The organism is Diaminobutyricimonas aerilata, assembly GCF_002797715.1.
Taxonomy (GTDB): Bacteria; Actinomycetota; Actinomycetes; order Actinomycetales; family Microbacteriaceae; genus Diaminobutyricimonas; species Diaminobutyricimonas aerilata.
Window position 1 is genome coordinate 1,631,679 of record NZ_PGFF01000001.1, and the last position, 16,839, is coordinate 1,648,517.

Genomic DNA, 16,839 nt, shown 5'->3' on the forward strand with positions numbered 1-16,839 from the left:
GGGAACGAGAACGGGGACCGGGTCGCCCCGGTCCCCGTCGTCGTGCGGAGTGCTACTTGATGAAGCGGATCGCGACCGGGTAGCGGTAGCTGCCGCCGGCGTTCACTCGGGTGTAGCCGATGATCGAGAAGGTGACCACGGCGGCCCAGAGCAGCACGAAGAGCAGCGGCGCGAGGAAGCCGAACAGACCGAAGGTGACGAAGGTGAGGATCGTCGTCACGATCGAGAGGGCGAAGGCGACGATCACGACGGTGATCTGGAAGTTCAGGGCCTCCTTGCCCTCCTGGTTGGTGTAACCGCCACGCTCGCGGAAGACCAGCCAGATGATGAGGGAGGGGAGGATGCCGAGGATCCCGAGGAGGTGGGCGAGTCCGGCCCACTGCTTGTCTTCGGCCGGGGTGAGCGGGGCCGCGGGCTGGGCGGTGTTGGTCATCGTCGGGGTGCCTTTCGGGGATTCAGATCGTCGGCTCGCCGCGCCATGACATGGCAGCCTGAAGGCGAGCTGTGACTCAAGGTAGCGGTCCGGCGCGGATCCCTGCAATGGCGCGCTGGTCGACCGCATCCCCCGTTCTGCCCGGTCGAGCGGTAGAATTGGCAGTCAGACCTGTCGAGTGCCAGGAAGGAGCGGTGGCCATGGCATCGGAACGCAGTCTCGAAGTGCTGCGGGTCATCGTGCAGGATTACGTCGCCTCGCGGGAACCCGTCGGATCGAAGTCCATCGTCGAGCGGCATTCCTTCGGTGTGTCGGCCGCGACCATCCGCAACGACATGGCCCTTCTCGAGGAGGAGGAGCTCATCGCCGCTCCGCACACCTCGTCCGGCCGGGTCCCCACCGACAAGGGCTACCGCGTCTTCGTCGACCAGCTCGCCGACATGCGCCCTCTGAGCGCCGCGCAACGGCAGGCGATCGAGACCTTCCTCGGTCAACCCGACGACGTCGACGAGGTGCTCGCGCGCACGGTGCGCCTGCTCTCGCAGCTCACCAACCAGGTCGCGCTCGTGCAGTACCCGAGTTTCACGCGCGCCTCCGTGCGCCATGTGGAACTGGTCCCGTTGAGCGACACGCGGCTCATGACCGTGCTCATCACCGACCGCGGCCAGGTCGACCAGCGCATCGTCGACGCCGGCGAAGCGGTCGACGAGGCGTTCGTGGGCGAGCTGCGCGCGAAACTCAACGGCGCTCTCGCGGGCCGGTCGCTGAGTGAGGCGTCGACGGCGCTCCCGCGGATCGCCGAGCGGTTCGTGCCCGAACGCGCGGCGCTGGTGGAGCGGATCGGCGAGAGCCTGCTCTCGCAGGTGGACGCGAACCGCCGCGACAAGCTCGTCATGGCCGGTGCCGCGAACCTCGCCCGCACCGAGGCCGACTTCGGGGGCAGCATCTATCCCGTTCTCGAGGCCATCGAGGAGCAGGTCACCCTGCTCAAGCTCTTCGGCGAGATGGAGGTCGACGGGTCCGGCGTCTCGGCCAGCATCGGCCGCGAGAACGCCGACTTCGGTCTCGCCGACACCTCCGTGCTTGCGAGCGGCTACGCTCCAGCGGGCGACGGGGTCGCGAAGCTCGGTGTGCTCGGCCCCACCCGCATGGACTACTCCAACAACATGGCGGCGGTGCGGGCGGTCGCCCGTTACCTCTCCAAGCTCATCGACGGCGACTAGCCGATCGGGCGTTCCCCGCCCACGACGGAAGAATCAGGATTTGGCTGACCATTACGAGGTACTCGGCGTCGAACGCAACGCGACGCCGGAGGAGATCAAGAAGGCGTACCGCCGGCTCGCTCGGGAACTGCATCCCGATGTGAATCCCGGGGCGGACGCCGCCGAGCGGTTCAAGCTCGTCACCCACGCCTACGACGTTCTGAGCGATCCGCAGCAGCGTCAGCAGTACGACCTCGGCGGTTCCGGCGGCTTCGGAGGTGGGGGAGGCGCCAACTTCGGCGGCTTCGGCGACATCTTCGAGACGTTCTTCGGTGCCGGGGCGACGCGCCAGGGCCCGCGTTCGCGTCGCGAGCGGGGTCAGGACGCCCTCGTGCGGGTCGAGATCGAACTGGAAGAGGTCATCTTCGGCACGCACCGCGACGTCGAGGTCAACACCGCCGTGCTGTGCGAGACCTGCAACGGTTCGTGCGCGGCCCCGGGAACCAGCCCGGTCACGTGCGACATCTGCCACGGTACCGGTCAGATCCAGCGCGCCGTGCGCTCGCTGCTCGGCAACGTGATGACGTCGAGCCCGTGCGGCACCTGCCGCGGCTACGGCACCGTCATCCCGAACCCGTGCCCGACGTGCGCGGGTCAGGGTCGCGTGCGCGCCACCCGCAACATCCCCGTCGACATCCCCGCGGGAGTCGACACGGGCCTCCGCCTGCAGCTGCCCGGTCAGGGCGAGGTCGGTCCCGCCGGCGGCCCCAACGGCGACCTCTACCTCGAGGTCAAGGTGCGCCACCACGACACCTTCAGCCGCAACGGCGACGACCTGCTCGCGACGCTCGAGGTGCAGATGACGGATGCCGTGCTCGGCACCCGCACGACACTGCACGCGCTCGACGGCGACATCGACGTGGAGCTCAAGCCCGGAACGCAGAGCGCCGAGATCCTCACGATCAAGGACCGCGGCATCACCCGCCTGCGCGGCGGTGGCCGTGGCGACCTGAAGATCGGCGTGCACGTGGTCACCCCGACGAAGCTCAACCACAAGGAGCAGGAACTGCTGCGCAAGTTCGCGGCGTCGCGCAAGAACCAGCCGCCGCGACTCGCCCACTTCCAGCAGGGACTCTTCGCCAAGCTGCGCGACCGCTTCGTCGGCGGCTGATGAGCACGCTGTTCCTCAATCCCGAGCTCGAGCCCGCTGCCGCGGTCGTCGGCGCGCGCGTCGGCGTGCGCGGCGACGAGGCGCGCCACGCGGTCACGGTGAACCGCATCCGCCCGGGCGAGACGGTCTCGATCGGTGACGGCGAAGGACTCGTCGTCACCGGGGCGGTCGTCTCGGCGGCACCGGACGAGCTCGTCATCGAGGTGGCCGAGGTGCGCACCGAACCGTGGCCATCGCCCGAGCTGTGGCTCGTGCAGGCCCTCGCCAAGGGCGATCGCGACGAGCTCGCGGTGCAGGCGGCGACCGAACTCGGCGTGACCGGCGTCGTGCCGTGGGCCGCGGACCGCTCCGTGTCGCGCTGGGAGGGCGCGAAGGTCGCCAAGGGCGAGGCCCGATGGCGCACCATCACGCGCGAGGCGAGCAAGCAGTCGCTGCGCGGCTGGCTTCCGCAGGTCGCGCCACTCGCGCGCACCTCCGACCTGGTCCGCCTCGCCGGGGAGACCCGGATGCTGCTTCTCGACCCGACCGCCCACACCGCACTCACCGCGATAGATCCGGCGGGTGCGGCGCGAGTGCACCTCGTCGTCGGGCCCGAGGGCGGCTTCGCGCCGGCCGAGCTCGAGCGGCTCTCCGGCGCCGGCGCCGAGCGGGTGCACCTCGGCGCGGGCATCCTGCGCACCTCCACCGCGGGGCCCGCCGCCCTCGCGGTGCTGAACGCACGCCTGGGACGTTGGTAGCAGGGGGAATAGCGACGCCCGCTCGTCGTTAAGATCGATGCATGACTGACGCCGAGCGTTCGATCTTCACGCGCATCGCCGACCGGGAGATCCCGGCCGACATCGTGCACGAGACCGACAGCCTCATCGCGTTCCGGGACATCGCTCCGCAGGCGCCCGTGCACCTGCTGATCGTGCCGAAGACGGAACGGTACGCGAACGTCGTCGAGCTCGCCGAAGGCGACCCCGCACTGCTGGCCGACATCGTGAGCACCGCCGGCCGGCTCGCGCACGAGCACACCGGCGGGCAGTTCCGCCTCGTCTTCAACACCGGCGCCGAAGCCGGACAGACCGTGTTCCACGTGCACGCCCACCTGCTGGGCGGGCGACTAGAGGAAGGCACACTTGCCCACTAGCGACACCGGCTCCACCGGCGTACCGATCGAGCGCGCCGAACTGCACGTCGACGGCGTCGCGATGGTGCGACTGCTCGGCCCGCAGGACCGCCTGCTCACCACCCTCGAACGGCAGTACCCCGCCGTCGCCGTGCTCGTCCGCGGCAACCAGATCTTCCTCGACGGCCCCTCCGACCAGGTGAAGGCCGCCCGAACGCTCGTAGAGGAGCTCATCCAGATGGTCCGCAACGGCACCGACCTCGGTCCGGCCGACATCGCCTCGTCGGCCCGCATCATCGAGAGCGGCGCCGGCAGCCCGGCGGAGGTGCTCAGCCAGGCGATCCTCACCAGCCGGGGCAAGAGCATCCGGCCGAAGACCCTCGGTCAGAAGAACTACGTCGACGCGATCGATCACAACACGATCGTCTTCGGGATCGGCCCCGCCGGTACCGGTAAGACCTACCTCGCGATGGCGAAGGCCGTGCAGGCCCTGCAGCGCAAGGAGGTCGAGCGGATCATCCTCAGCCGGCCGGCGATCGAGGCGGGGGAGCGGCTCGGGTTCCTGCCCGGCACCCTCACCGACAAGATCGACCCCTACCTGCGGCCGCTCTACGACGCGCTCAACGAGATGATGGACCCGGAGATCGTGCCCAAGCTCCTCGCCGCGGGCACCGTCGAAGTCGCGCCGCTCGCCTACATGCGCGGTCGCACCCTCAACAACGCGTTCGTCGTGCTCGACGAGGCGCAGAACACCACCCCCGAGCAGATGAAGATGTTCCTCACCCGACTCGGGTTCGGCTCGAAGATGGTCGTCACGGGCGACATCACGCAGGTCGACCTGCCCACGGGCGCGAGTGGACTGCAACTCGTCACGCGCATCCTCGACGGGATGGACGACATCCACTTCGCCCGCTTGGGCAGTGAAGACGTCGTGCGGCACTCGCTCGTCGGGCAGATCGTCGACGCCTACACCAAGTACGACGCCGAGCAGCAGGCGCGACGATTCCAGCGCGAGCAGGGAGTCGAGGCGCCCACGGGCGCGAACCGCGCGGAGCGGCGAGGCCATACGCCGCAGGATCACCAGCCGCGTCGCGATCGGCGGTGGGGCCGATGAGCGTCGAGGTCACCAACGAGTCGGGCATCGAGACCGACGAGGCGGCCCTGCAGCGGCTCGTCGTCTACTGTCTCGACGAGCTTCGGGTGCACCCGGATGCGGAACTGGCCATCATGCTCGTCGACGAGGCGGCGATGGAGCAGCTGCACGTGCAGTGGATGGACGAGCCAGGGCCGACCGACGTGCTGAGCTTCCCCATGGACGAGCTGCGTCCCGGTACGGAGGATGCGATCACCCCGGCGGGACTGCTCGGCGACATCGTGCTGTGCCCGCAGGTCGCCATCACCCAGGCGAAGACGGCCGGACATCCGATGCTCGACGAGCTGCTCATGCTCACGTGCCACGGGCTGCTCCACCTGCTCGGATTCGACCACGCCGAGCCCGATGAGGAGAAGGAGATGTTCGGACTGCAGCGCGACCTGCTGATCGGGTTCGCGCACTCCGAACGCCGCAAACGATGATCCCGGTCTTCGTCGTCGCGGCGATCCTCCTCGTGGTGCTCGGCGGTCTGCTCGCAGCCGCCGACTCCGCCCTCGGGGTGCTGAGCCGCACCGACATCGTCGACCTGGCCGGTCGCAGCCGTGCGAAGCGGTCGCTCGTGGCGATCGCCGACGACGTGGGAGCCCACGTCAACGCGCTCAACTTCATGCGCATCGTGTCGGAGACCACCGCGGCGGTGCTCGTCTCGATCAGCTTCGCCTACGTGCTCGACTGGTGGTGGGCGCTGCTGGTCAGCGCGCTCATCATGATCGGTACGTCGTTCGTGCTCGTCGGCTCCAGTCCGCGCAGCGTCGGACGCGCCCACGCCCGCCCTGTGCTCGCCTTCTCGGCCCTGCTGGTGCGTGCGATCCGGGTGCTGCTCGGCCCGATCGCCGACCTCCTCGTGGCGATCGGCAACCGGGTCACTCCGGGTCGTCCGGGCGCACGCAGCTTCTCGAGCGAGGAGCAGCTGCTGAGCATGGTCGACGAGGCCACCGAACTCGACGTGCTCGAAGAGGGCGACCGCGAACTCATCCACTCGATCTTCGAGTTCAACGACACCGTCGTGCGCGAGGTCATGATCCCGCGCACCGACATGGTCACGATCGACGACGACGAGACGATCGTCGACGCGATGTCGGTGTTCCTCGCCCGCGGCGTCTCGCGCATGCCCGTCGTCGGCAAGGACGCCGACGAGATCCTCGGGGTGCTCTACCTGCGCGACGCGGCCCGGCTCATCCACGAGCAGCCCACGGGATGGGAGGCGACGACCGTGGGCCGGCTCGCCCGCCCCGCGCTGTTCGTGCCCGAGTCGAAGAAGGCCGACGACACGCTCCGGCAGATGCAGCTCGAGTCGAACCACCTCGCCATGGTCGTCGACGAGTACGGCGGGATCGCGGGTCTCGTCACCATGGAGGACCTCATCGAAGAACTCGTCGGCGACATCTCCGACGAGTACGACCGCACCGTCGCCGAGGTCGAACAGCTCGGTGAGCACCTGTACCGGGTGAGCGCTCGACTCCCGGTCGACGAACTCGGCGACCTCTTCGGCATCCAGCTCGACGACGACGACGTCGACACCGTCGGGGGACTGCTCAGCAAAGCGCTCGGCCGCCTGCCCGTGCAGGGCGCCCGCGCCGAGGTGTCGGGCATCGCGCTCACCGCCGAACGCACCGAGGGGCGGCGCAAACGGCTCTCCACCGTGCTCGTCGAGCGCGATCCCGACCACGTCGGCACCGACACCGGCGAACTCCGCCGGGCGGCCGCAACCGAGAGGCAGTCATGACCGAGCACCGCGCAGGATTCGTGACGTTCGTCGGACGTCCGAACGTCGGCAAGTCGACGCTCACCAACGCCCTCGTCGGCGAGAAGGTCGCGATCACCTCGTCGAAGCCGCAGACGACGCGACGCGCGATCCGCGGCGTCGTGCACGGGAACGACGGGCAGCTCATCGTCGTGGACACCCCGGGCATGCACCGGCCCCGCACGCTTCTCGGTGAGCGTCTCAACGACGTCGTGCAGACGACCCTCGGGGAGGTCGACGTCATCGGATTCTGCGTGCCGGCGACCGAGAAGATCGGCCCGGGCGACCGATTCATTGCCGAGCAGCTCGACCAGTACCCGCGCGCCAAGAAGATCGCCATCGTGACGAAGATCGACGCGGCGGGCAAGACGCAGGTCGCGGAGCAGCTGCTCGCCGTCAGCAAGCTGCGCGACTGGGAGAGCATCATCCCCGTCTCGGCCGTCGACCGCATCCAGCTCGACACGCTCGTCTCCGAGCTCATCGCCCTGATGCCCGAATCGCCGAACCTGTACCCCGACGACGCGGTGACCGACGAGACGCTCGAACAGCGGATCTCAGAGCTCGTGCGGGAGGCGGCGCTCGAGGGCGTGAGCGACGAGCTCCCGCACTCGCTCGCCGTGACGATCGACGACATCGTGCGGCGGGAGGATCGCGACCTCGTCGAGGTGTACGCCAACCTCTTCGTCGAGCGCGACAGCCAGAAGGGCATCATCATCGGCCGCGGAGGCAGTCGGCTGCAGGACGTCGGCGCGCGGGCGCGAGCGGCCATCGAGCCGCTCGTCGGCGCGCAGGTCTACCTCTCGCTGCGGGTGAAGGTCGCCAAGGAGTGGCAGCGCGATCCGAAGCAGCTCGGTCGCCTCGGCTTCTGAGCGGGCCCGGGCCCTACATCCGCAGGATGATTCCGGTCCGCGGGCGCACCTCCGCAGGATGATTCCGGCGCCAGGAGGCATCCGACGGTGCCGTCGGCCGCCGGGACGGCCTAGCGTGGGAACATGATCCGCTCGCTGCGCCCCGGCCAGCTGGCGTTCGACATCATCGCGCCGGGCATCCTGCTGCTCATCTGCATCGGGCCGTACCTGCTGTTCAGCAACGCGGTCCTCAGCCTGTTCGTGCTCTTCGGCATGTGCGGGGCGCTCGTCATCCGGCGTCTCGCGCCCGGACTCTCCCTCACCGTCGCGTGGGTCGTCTGCCTCATCCAGATCTCCATGGGGGGTCAACCCGATCCGTCGAACCTCGCGATCCTCTCCGTGCTCTACAGCGTCGCCGCGTACGGCGGCCGTCCGAGCCGCTGGCTCGGGCTCGCCTCCGCCTTCCTCGGTGCCGGCGTCATCACCGCCTACGTCGTGCTCGTGCCCTACGTGCTCGGTCAGCGGATCGTCACACCCGGCGACGACGTCGTACTGAGTGCCTGGCAGGTGTTCCTCACCGCCGCGATCGCATTCGTGCTCGCCTGGACGCTCGGACTCCTCGTGCGCACGGCGCAGCGGGCCCGCGAGAGCCGGCGCGCCCAGTACGCCGCCGAGCAGGGAGTGGTGGTCGAGCAGGAGCGCACCCGCATCGCGCGGGACATGCACGACGTGGTGGCCCATTCGCTCGCCGTCGTGATCGCGCAAGCCGACGGTGCGCGGTACCTCGCGAAGAACGACCCCGAGGCGGTGACCGGGGCGCTCGAGACGATCGCCGGCACCGCGCGTGAGGCACTCGCCGACGTCCGCGTGCTGCTCGCGCAATTGCGTCACTCCCAGACGGAAGGACCCCAACCGGTGCTCGACGACCTCGACCGGCTCTACGACCAGTTCCGCTCCACCGGCCTCAAGGTGCGGGTCGAGACGGTCGGCGAGCCCCGCCCGGCCAGCACCGCGCTGCAGCTCGCGGTCTACCGCATCGTGCAGGAGGCGCTCACCAACGCCCTCCGCCACGGCGACATCGAGCACGAGGCGGTCGTCTCCTTCGCGTGGTCGGAGGCCGAGTTGAATCTCCACATCACGAGCGCGATCCGGTTGAGCGCGACCGAGGCACGACTCGGCGAGGTTCGCGGCACCGAACCGCGCCTCGGCCACGGCATCGCGGGCATGACCGAGCGGGCCGTGCTCGTCGGAGGTGCGTTGACCGCGGAACGCGTCGGCTCGATGTTCGTCGTGCGTGCCGTTCTGCCCGTGCACGCCCCGGCGGTGGCCGCGTGAGCGACCGCATCCGCGTCGCCCTCGTCGACGACCAGGCGCTCTTCCGCGCGGGCATCCGGATGCTCGTCTCCTCCCAGCCCGACCTCGAGTTCGCGGGGGAGGCCGGCGACGGCGCCGAGGGTGTCGCGCTCGCCCAGCGCGAGCGGCCCGACGTGGTGCTCATGGACATCCGCATGCCCGTCATGGACGGCATCGAGGCGACCCGCCGGCTCCTCCAGGGCGCCGCCGAGCGCGGTGAGCGCGCACCCCGGGTGATCGTGCTCACGACGTTCGACCTCGACGAGGCGGCGACGCGCGCCATCCGCGGCGGCGCGAGCGGATTCGTGCTCAAGGACGCCGACCCGGAGTTCCTGCTCGCCGCGATCCGCACCGTGCACGCCGGCAACGCGGTCATCGCCGCATCGGCGACCCGCGAGCTGTTCGAGCACTTCGACTCCCGCGCGGCCACCCCCGAACCGCCGGAGAGCTACGGCACGCTCACCGCCCGGGAACGCGACATCTTCCTGCTCGCCGCCCGCGGACTCAGCAACGCCGAGATCGCCGGTCGCGAGTACCTGAGCGAGGCGACGGTGAAGACCCACATCAGCCGCATCCTCGCCAAACTCGGTCTGCGCGACCGGGTGCAGCTCGTCGTCTTCGCCTTCGAACATCGCCTCGTCTGAGGTCATCCTCGCGATGTAGCGGGTTCGCTCTTGCGCCCGATCCCCGCGGGCACGGCCGTCCGTAGCGTCGGGAACATGGAAATCAGTACGAGCGCCATGGGCCTGGTCGCCCGGGTGCAGAACCTCACCAAGACCTACGGCTCCGGCGACAACAGGGTGGACGCGCTCCGCGATGTGACCATCGGAATCCGGCGCGGTCAGTTCACCGCGATCATGGGTCCGAGCGGGTCGGGCAAGTCCACCCTCATGCACATCATGGCCGGCCTCGACTCGCCGACCGGCGGCCGGGTGTGGCTCGGCGACACCGACATCACCGGGCTCGGTGACAGCCAGCTGACGCTGCTGCGCCGTCGGCGGGTGGGCTTCGTCTTCCAGTCGTTCAACCTCGTTCCGACGCTCGACATCGCGGGCAACGTGCATCTGCCCTTCGAGCTCGACGGACGCAAGCCCAGCTCGCAGGAGCGGGAGTGGATCGACACCCTCGTCGACTCGCTCGGGCTGCGCGGTCGGCTGACCCACCGGCCGCACGAACTCTCCGGCGGACAGCAGCAGCGTGTCGCGATCGCCCGGGCGCTCGCCACGCGTCCGGATCTCGTCTTCGCCGACGAGCCGACGGGCAACCTCGACTCGCGTACCGGCCGAGAGGTGCTCTCGCTGCTCGCCGCCGCGAGCGCCCAGTACGGACAGAGCATCGCGATGGTCACCCACGATCCGATCGCCGCGAGCTACGCCGACCGCATCCTCTTCCTCGCCGACGGTCGCGTCGTCGAGGATCGGGAGCGGTCGACCGCCGAGGAGATCTCCCGCTACATGCTCGCGATGGAGGCGGCAGCGTGACGCGGTTCGATGCGCGCGAGCACCGGGCGAGCATCCTCGTCGCGGTGCTGGGTGCCACCTTCGGGGTCGGCCTGCTGCAGGTGACCGGATTCCTGTCGGCCGCCATCGCGGCGGACGAGGTGACCGGCAGCAGCGACACCGTCGCGTTCATGCTCACCATCACCGCATCCGTCTTCATCGTCGTGGCGATGTACGTGAGCGCGATCGTGACGGCGAACACCTTCTCGACGATCATCGCCGGTCGCACACGCACGATCGCGCTGCTCCGGCTCGTCGGATCGAGCGCGAGCGCCCAGCGCCGCGCCGTCGCCCGGGAAGGACTGGTCGTCGGGGTGATCGGCGCAGTCGTGGGTGCCGTGCTCGGCACCGGACTCGCCGCCGCGGGCGCCGCGCTCGCGGTCGCGACGGAGACGCTCCCGGCGACGGACTACTCCTACGTCCAGCCGACGCTCATCCTCCCGGTGGTCGCCGTGGTGCTCACGACGTGGCTCGCGTCGTGGGTCGGCTCCCGTCGGGTGCTCACCGTCACGCCGATGCAGGCGATCGGCGGGGCGCGGGAGTTGAGCGTCGAGGAGGTCACCGGCCGGCCGATGCGCAACGCCGTCGCGATCGTGCTCTTCGTGCTCGGCGGTGCCCTGCTCGCCGCGGGTGTGTTCGTCGGGCTCGTCTCGCCGTTCGGCGTCTTCATCGGACTCATCGGCGGCATCCTCTCGTTCACCGGACTCGTGACCGGTGCCCACCTCGTGATGCCGCGCGTGCTGCGGCTCGTCGGCCGGATGATGGGACGCTCGTCCGCCGGACGCCTCGCCGCCGAGAACGCGGTGCGGTACCCCGAGCGCAGCTCCCGCACCACGATCGGACTCGTCATCGGCGTGACGCTCGTCGTCATGTTCTCGGTGGCCATGGCGAGTTACAGCGACCTCATCCGCGCCGCCCAGCGCGAGCAGCCGGAGGTCTACGCGGGCATCGACGAGATGCTGACCGCGACGATCGTCGTCTTCAGCGTGCTCATCGGCTTCAGCGCCCTCATCGCCGCGGTGGGCATGGTGAACAACCTCTCGCTCAGCGTCGTGCAGCGCACACGGGAACTCGGCCTGCTGCGGGCACTCGGCTTCACGGCGCGCCAGGTGCGCCGGATGATCCTCGCCGAGAGCGCGCAGCTCACCATCGCGGCGGTCGTGACCGGCATCGTGCTCGGCTTCTTCTACGGCTGGGTCGGCGCGCAGTCCCTGCTCGGCTCGATCAACGGCAGCCCCGGCGTCATCCTCCCGGGCGTGCCGTGGGTCGTGCTCGGCGTCGTCGTGGTCGCCGCCGGCGTGCTCACGTGGGCCGCGGCGGTCACCCCCTCCCGCCGGGCGACGCGCGTGAGCCCGGTCGTGGCCCTCGCCGTCGACTGACCCGCATCTCCACGAACGGGCCGGATCCCTGCGGGGACCCGGCCCGTTCTCCGTCCCGGGCTCGTCCCCGGGGCGTCGGAAATTCAGGATCCGCGGGCCGCGCGGAGCCGGGTCGACCCGGAATCGCGCGGCCCGCGTCGTCGCTCCCCGCCCCGCTCCTGAATTTCCGACACCGCCTCCGGCCGGGGGAGTGGTAGCCTCGACCCGTGCTGTTTGGTGCGCTCCTTCTTAGCCGCCGCGACGGGTCCTGATCAGGCCTCACTCGTCGCGGAGTTCGTCGTTGGCCGACCACCGAACCCAGGCGAGGAGCAAGTAGATGTACAACACCCAGCGGCCGTCGGCGATGCCGATCCACAAGTACCGGCCCTACCACGAGCAGATCGCGGTCGATCTCCCTGACCGCACCTGGCCCGCGAAGCGGATCACCGAGGCGCCGATGTGGTGCGCGGTCGATCTCCGCGACGGCAACCAGGCCCTCATCGATCCGATGAGTCCCGAGCGCAAGCGCATCATGTTCGATCTGCTCGTGCGGATGGGCTACAAGCAGATCGAGGTCGGCTTCCCCTCCGCGAGCCAGACCGACTTCGACTTCGTGCGCGACCTCATCGAGGGCGGGCACATTCCGGACGACGTCACCATCCAGGTGCTCACCCAGGCGCGCGACCACCTCATCGAGCGCACCTACGAGGCGATCCGCGGCGCGAAGCAGGCGATCGTGCACCTGTACAACTCGACGAGCGTGCTGCAGCGCGAGGTCGTCTTCCGCACCGACAAGCAGGGCATCGTCGACATCGCCCTGCACGGAGCCCGCAAGTGCCGCGAGATGGAGGCGACCGTGCCCGGCACGACCGTCTACTACGAATACTCGCCCGAGAGCTACACCGGCACCGAGCTCGACTTCGCGCTCGAGATCAGCAACGCCGTGCTCGAGGTGTTCGAACCCACCCCGGAGCGCAAGGTCATCATCAACCTGCCCTCCACGGTCGAGATGGCCACCCCGAACGTCTACGCCGACTCGATCGAGTGGATGTCGCGGCACCTGAACCACCGCGAGAACGTCATCCTCTCGCTGCATCCGCACAACGACCGCGGCACGGCGATCGCCGCCGCGGAGCTCGGCTACCTCGCCGGTGCCGACCGGATCGAGGGGTGCCTGTTCGGCAACGGGGAGCGCACCGGCAACGTCGACCTCGTCGCGCTCGGCCTGAACCTGTTCACGCAGGGCATCGACCCGCAGATCGACTTCAGCGACCTCGACGAGATCCGTCGCACCGCCGAGTACTGCAACCAGCTGAAGGTGCACGAGCGCAGCCCGTGGGCCGGCGACCTCGTCTACACGGCCTTCAGCGGGTCGCACCAGGATGCGATCAAGAAGGGCTTCGAGGCGATGGCGGCCGAGGCCGCGGCGCGCGGCACCACCGTCGACGAGCTCGTCTGGGCCGTGCCCTACCTGCCGATCGACCCGAAGGACGTCGGCCGCGGCTACGAGGCCGTCGTGCGGGTCAACTCGCAATCCGGCAAGGGCGGCGTCGCCTACCTGCTGAAGACGGACCATGCGCTCGACCTGCCGCGTCGGCTGCAGATCGAGTTCAGCCAGGTCGTGCAGTCGAAGACGGATGCGGAGGGCGGCGAGGTCACGAGCGCGCAGATCTGGACGGCGTTCCAGGACGAGTACCTGCCCGCTCCGGCGGAACGCCCCGAGGACAAGTGGGGCCGCTTCGAGCTGTTGAGCACCCGCACCGCGAGCGACATGACCGGCACGGTGACGCTGCAGGTGCAGCTGCGCGACGGTGAGGAGGTCGAGTCGGCGGAAGCGACCGGGAACGGTCCGATCGCCGCGTTCCTCGAGGTGCTCGGTGCGCAGGGGTTCGCGGTGAAGCTGTTCGATTACGTGGAGCACACCCTCAGCGCGAGCGGCGACGCCCTCGCCGCCGCGTACGTGGACCTCGAGGTCAACGGGCTGCGGTTGTGGGGTGTCGGGATCGACGCGGACATCTCGACCGCGTCGCTCAAGGCCGTCGTCTCCGCGGTCAACCGTGCCGTGCGCGCCGGGGCGTCCGAGCCGCAGCTCGTCGGAGCGGCGCAGTAGCGCGAACACCGATCGGGTGCCGGCGGGCCGCTGAGGTCCGCCGGCACCCGGCACACCGGGGGATCAGCGACGCGGTCGAGGACGGATGCGCGGCAGCCGGCTGAGGGCCCGCTGCTCGGGCAGGCTCCACTTGAAGAGCACCGCGAGCACGCGCACGCCGAACGTGAGGGCGACGCACACGCTCGCGGCGACGTAGACGTCGACCCCGGCGCTCACGAGCCCGACGAGGGTCAGCGATCCCGCCGCGGCCGCGACTGCGTAGAGCGAGCCGACGTGCATGAGCGCGATCGGCAGGTTGAGCAGCAGGTCACGCAGGATCGACCCGCCGACCGCCGCGAGCACCCCGACGAACGCCGCGGGGATCTCGGGCAGACCGAACGCGAGCGCCTTCGTCGTGCCGATCGCACAGAACAACCCGATCGTGAGCGCGTCGAGCAGCGTGATGCCGACGTTGACGCGCACGAAGATCCGCTCGAGCAGCATCCCGAGCAGCGCCGCCCCGGTCGCGACGACGAGGTACCAGTTGCTGTGCAGCGGGGCGATGTCGGTCGAGAGCAGGATGTCGCGCAGCACACCGCCGCCGAACCCGGTCGCGATGCCGACGATCGCCACGCCGAGCAGGTCGAGCCGCCGGTCGCGGAACTGGGCGGCGAAGAGCGCGCCCTGCACTCCGCCGATCCCGACGGCGAGCAGGTCGGCCCAGAGCGGGATCGAGAATGCGGCGGCCATCCGTCATTCGTAGCACGGGACCGCCGCCCCGCGGGGCGCGGCGCGGTCGGGTCAGCGCACGGCGGTCGGGTCAGTCGGCGACGAGCAGCTCCCGCGCGGCGCGTTCCACCGCATCCGTCGTGATCCCGCGACGCTCGAGCACCTGCGCACCCGACCCGGACTCTCCGAACTGCTCGATCGAGACGACGCGGCCGTCGAGACCCACCCAGCGGTACCAGGCGTCGCCGCGACCGGCCTCGACCGCGACCCGGCGGCGGAGCGCCGGCGGCAGCACGGTGTCGCGGTACGACGGCTCCTGCTGCTCGAACCACTCCCAGCACGGCAGGGAGACGACGCGCACGCCGACACCGTCCGCGCCGAGGCGACGCGCCGCCTCGATCGCGAGGTGCAGTTCGCTCCCGCTTGCGAGCAGGGCGATGTCGGCCCCGTCGCCGGCGGTGAAGGCGACGTAGCCGCCGCGGGCGACGGAGTCCGGGTCCGCCGGGGGCAGCACGGGGAGCGTCTGCCGGGAGAGCACGAGCGCGACGGGGCCCTCAGGTCGTGTCGCGATGCGGCGCCACGCCGCCACGGTCTCGTGGGCGTCGCCCGGTCGGATGACCGCGAGCCCGGGGATGGTGCGCAGGGCCGCGGTCTGCTCGACCGGTTGGTGAGTGGGGCCGTCCTCGCCGACCGCGACGGAGTCGTGCGTGTAGACGTGGATGACCGGCAGCTGCATGAGCGCGGCGAGCCGCAGGGCCGGGCGCTGGTAGTCGCTGAAGGCGAGGTACGTCGACCCGTAGGGGCGCCAGAGCCCGTGCAACGCGATCCCGCTGAGGATCGCCGCCATCGCGTGTTCGCGGATCCCGAAGTGCACGAACCCGCCTCCAGGGGTCTGCGGGTCAACCGCGTCCCCCGGTACGGCCACGCTCGTCGAGCCGGACAGGTCGGCCGAGCCGCCCCACAGCATACCGGCGCCGTGAAGGCGCACGAGCACGCTCCCGCTCGCCGACCGGGTCGCGACGGCCTCCCCGCCCACGGGCGTGCCGGCGACGAGGTCCGCGAGGGCCGCGGGGTCGGGCGTGCGGGCGGCCGAGCGTGCGGCGGCGGTGTCCGGATGCGCGACCGCCCACTCCCGGTGCCGCGCGTCCCACTCCTCGTGCGCGGCGCCGCCTCGCGCGACGGCTTCGCGGCAGTGGGCGAGCACCTCGTCGTCGACGAGCTCGTCGAGTCCCGCGTCGCGGGCGAAGCCGAGCAGTTCCTTGACGGTCGCGACATCGTCGTCGCCGAACCCGCCGGCGTGGGCGGCCGGGGTACCGGCGCGCGACGGCGACGGGGCGCCGATCACGCTCCGCACGGCGACGAGGGTCGGTCGCCCGTCGCCGCGTTCGGCGTCGCGCAGCACGCGGTCGATCTCGTCGAGGTCGGACGAGTCGGACACTTCGAGCACCCGCCACCCGTAGGCGCGGTAGCGGGCGCGCACATCCTCGCGGAACGTCACCTCGGTGCGGCCGTCGATGGTGATCCCGTTGTCGTCCCACAGCAGCACGAGATTGCCGAGCCCGAGGGTGCCGGCGAGACTGGACGCCTCGGCGGAGACGCCCTCCTGCAGGCATCCGTCACCCGCGATCACCCAGACCCGCGAAGCGAACAGGCCGCTGTCGCGACCATGGAGCGCCTCGTCGCGCCGGGCGGCGAGCGCGATGCCGACGGCGCTCGCGACGCCCTGGCCGAGCGGTCCGGTCGACATCTCGACGCCCGGCGTGTGCCCGAGTTCCGGATGTCCGGGCGTTCGTGAGTCGAGGGTGCGGCTGAGGGCGAGATCACCGAGTTCGAGTCCGTATCCGGTGAGGAAGAGCTGCACGTACAGCAGCAGGCTCGCGTGCCCGGCCGAGAGCACGAACCGGTCGCGGCCCTCCCAGGCCGGATCCGCGGGGTCGTGGCGCAGCACGCGCGAGAACAGCACGTGCGCGAGCGGCGCGAGCGCCATCGCCGTGCCCGCGTGTCCGTGCCCCTTCGCCTGCACGACGTGGGCCGGGATCGCCATGGCGGTGCGCACCGCCCGACGATCGAGGGCGCTGCCTCCGCGGACCGCTGATGACTCACCATTGACCATCCCGCTACTTTGGGATAGGACTAGTCAAAAGTCAAT

At 70.3% G+C, this 16,839-nt stretch carries 16 protein-coding genes; 13 read left to right on the forward strand and 3 right to left on the reverse strand.

Features of this window, described 5'->3' with window-relative positions:
* Window positions 1–52: 52 nt before the first annotated feature.
* Window positions 53–433: a DUF4870 domain-containing protein gene (locus tag CLV46_RS07825; protein ID WP_211282166.1), complete on the reverse strand. Its 381-nt coding sequence runs from the start codon at window positions 431–433 to the stop codon at window positions 53–55.
* Window positions 434–633: 200 nt separating this feature from the next.
* Here CLV46_RS07825 and hrcA point away from each other — a divergent pair, with 200 nt between their 5' ends.
* From hrcA to leuA, 13 genes are all read left to right on the forward strand, one after another.
* The gene (gene hrcA / locus CLV46_RS07830; protein WP_100364257.1) at window positions 634–1,656 is read left to right on the forward strand and encodes a heat-inducible transcriptional repressor HrcA; all 1,023 of its coding nucleotides are present in this window, start codon (window positions 634–636) and stop codon (window positions 1,654–1,656) included.
* A 40-nt stretch (window positions 1,657–1,696) separates the two neighbouring features.
* Complete coding sequence (gene dnaJ, locus CLV46_RS07835; protein WP_100364258.1) at window positions 1,697–2,806, forward strand: molecular chaperone DnaJ; 1,110 nt, start codon at window positions 1,697–1,699, stop codon at window positions 2,804–2,806.
* On the forward strand, window positions 2,806–3,543 hold the full coding sequence (locus CLV46_RS07840) for a 16S rRNA (uracil(1498)-N(3))-methyltransferase (protein WP_100364259.1): 738 nt from the start codon (window positions 2,806–2,808) through the stop codon (window positions 3,541–3,543). Before dnaJ ends, CLV46_RS07840 begins: the two co-directional genes overlap by 1 nt.
* A gap of 41 nt (window positions 3,544–3,584) precedes the next feature.
* On the forward strand, window positions 3,585–3,938 hold the full coding sequence (locus CLV46_RS07845; protein ID WP_100364260.1) for a histidine triad nucleotide-binding protein: 354 nt from the start codon (window positions 3,585–3,587) through the stop codon (window positions 3,936–3,938).
* Window positions 3,928–5,031 carry a PhoH family protein gene (locus CLV46_RS07850; protein ID WP_425430405.1) on the forward strand — a complete coding sequence of 368 codons (1,104 nt, stop codon included), beginning with the start codon at window positions 3,928–3,930 and terminating at the stop codon, window positions 5,029–5,031. Before CLV46_RS07845 ends, CLV46_RS07850 begins: the two co-directional genes overlap by 11 nt.
* Window positions 5,028–5,492 (forward strand): rRNA maturation RNase YbeY, encoded by a 465-nt coding sequence (ybeY, locus tag CLV46_RS07855; RefSeq protein ID WP_100365956.1) that lies wholly within the window; start codon window positions 5,028–5,030, stop codon window positions 5,490–5,492. The genes CLV46_RS07850 and ybeY overlap by 4 nt, the downstream gene beginning before the upstream one ends.
* On the forward strand, window positions 5,489–6,796 hold the full coding sequence (locus CLV46_RS07860; protein WP_100364261.1) for a hemolysin family protein: 1,308 nt from the start codon (window positions 5,489–5,491) through the stop codon (window positions 6,794–6,796). The genes ybeY and CLV46_RS07860 overlap by 4 nt, the downstream gene beginning before the upstream one ends.
* A complete protein-coding gene (gene era / locus CLV46_RS07865; RefSeq protein WP_100364262.1) occupies window positions 6,793–7,683 on the forward strand; it encodes a GTPase Era in 891 nt (296 codons plus the stop codon). The genes CLV46_RS07860 and era overlap by 4 nt, the downstream gene beginning before the upstream one ends.
* A gap of 123 nt (window positions 7,684–7,806) precedes the next feature.
* Window positions 7,807–8,997 carry a sensor histidine kinase gene (locus CLV46_RS16855; RefSeq protein ID WP_100364263.1) on the forward strand — a complete coding sequence of 397 codons (1,191 nt, stop codon included), beginning with the start codon at window positions 7,807–7,809 and terminating at the stop codon, window positions 8,995–8,997.
* A complete protein-coding gene (locus CLV46_RS07875) occupies window positions 8,994–9,659 on the forward strand; it encodes a response regulator (protein WP_211282167.1) in 666 nt (221 codons plus the stop codon). The genes CLV46_RS16855 and CLV46_RS07875 overlap by 4 nt, the downstream gene beginning before the upstream one ends.
* Window positions 9,660–9,734: 75 nt before the next feature.
* The gene (locus tag CLV46_RS07880; protein WP_100364264.1) at window positions 9,735–10,496 is read left to right on the forward strand and encodes an ABC transporter ATP-binding protein; all 762 of its coding nucleotides are present in this window, start codon (window positions 9,735–9,737) and stop codon (window positions 10,494–10,496) included.
* The gene (locus CLV46_RS07885; RefSeq protein ID WP_100364265.1) at window positions 10,493–11,893 is read left to right on the forward strand and encodes an ABC transporter permease; all 1,401 of its coding nucleotides are present in this window, start codon (window positions 10,493–10,495) and stop codon (window positions 11,891–11,893) included. Before CLV46_RS07880 ends, CLV46_RS07885 begins: the two co-directional genes overlap by 4 nt.
* Before the next feature lie 316 nt (window positions 11,894–12,209).
* Window positions 12,210–13,982: a 2-isopropylmalate synthase gene (leuA, locus tag CLV46_RS07890; RefSeq protein ID WP_100364266.1), complete on the forward strand. Its 1,773-nt coding sequence runs from the start codon at window positions 12,210–12,212 to the stop codon at window positions 13,980–13,982.
* A 63-nt stretch (window positions 13,983–14,045) separates the two neighbouring features.
* Here leuA and CLV46_RS07895 read toward each other — a convergent pair whose 3' ends face one another.
* Together CLV46_RS07895 and CLV46_RS07900 are read right to left on the reverse strand one after the other, a co-directional pair.
* The gene (locus tag CLV46_RS07895) at window positions 14,046–14,711 is read right to left on the reverse strand and encodes a trimeric intracellular cation channel family protein (protein ID WP_100364267.1); all 666 of its coding nucleotides are present in this window, start codon (window positions 14,709–14,711) and stop codon (window positions 14,046–14,048) included.
* A 70-nt stretch (window positions 14,712–14,781) separates the two neighbouring features.
* On the reverse strand, window positions 14,782–16,746 hold the full coding sequence (locus CLV46_RS07900; protein WP_342746108.1) for a transketolase family protein: 1,965 nt from the start codon (window positions 16,744–16,746) through the stop codon (window positions 14,782–14,784).
* Between the last annotated feature and the right edge of the window lie 93 nt (window positions 16,747–16,839).

Bases quoted from the DNA above. Each gene is read 5' to 3' on its own strand.
- CLV46_RS16855 (WP_100364263.1), top strand. From the start codon at position 7,807: ATGATCCGCTCGCTGCGCCCCGGCCAGCTGGCGTTCGACATCATCGCG.
- CLV46_RS07880 (WP_100364264.1), top strand. From the start codon at position 9,735: ATGGAAATCAGTACGAGCGCCATGGGCCTGGTCGCCCGGGTGCAGAAC.
- ybeY (WP_100365956.1), top strand. From the start codon at position 5,028: ATGAGCGTCGAGGTCACCAACGAGTCGGGCATCGAGACCGACGAGGCG.
- CLV46_RS07860 (WP_100364261.1), top strand. From the start codon at position 5,489: ATGATCCCGGTCTTCGTCGTCGCGGCGATCCTCCTCGTGGTGCTCGGC.
- hrcA (WP_100364257.1), top strand. From the start codon at position 634: ATGGCATCGGAACGCAGTCTCGAAGTGCTGCGGGTCATCGTGCAGGAT.
- CLV46_RS07840 (WP_100364259.1), top strand. From the start codon at position 2,806: ATGAGCACGCTGTTCCTCAATCCCGAGCTCGAGCCCGCTGCCGCGGTC.
- CLV46_RS07845 (WP_100364260.1), top strand. From the start codon at position 3,585: ATGACTGACGCCGAGCGTTCGATCTTCACGCGCATCGCCGACCGGGAG.
- leuA (WP_100364266.1), top strand. From the start codon at position 12,210: ATGTACAACACCCAGCGGCCGTCGGCGATGCCGATCCACAAGTACCGG.
- CLV46_RS07895 (WP_100364267.1), bottom strand. From the start codon at position 14,711: ATGGCCGCCGCATTCTCGATCCCGCTCTGGGCCGACCTGCTCGCCGTC.
- era (WP_100364262.1), top strand. From the start codon at position 6,793: ATGACCGAGCACCGCGCAGGATTCGTGACGTTCGTCGGACGTCCGAAC.
- CLV46_RS07825 (WP_211282166.1), bottom strand. From the start codon at position 433: ATGACCAACACCGCCCAGCCCGCGGCCCCGCTCACCCCGGCCGAAGAC.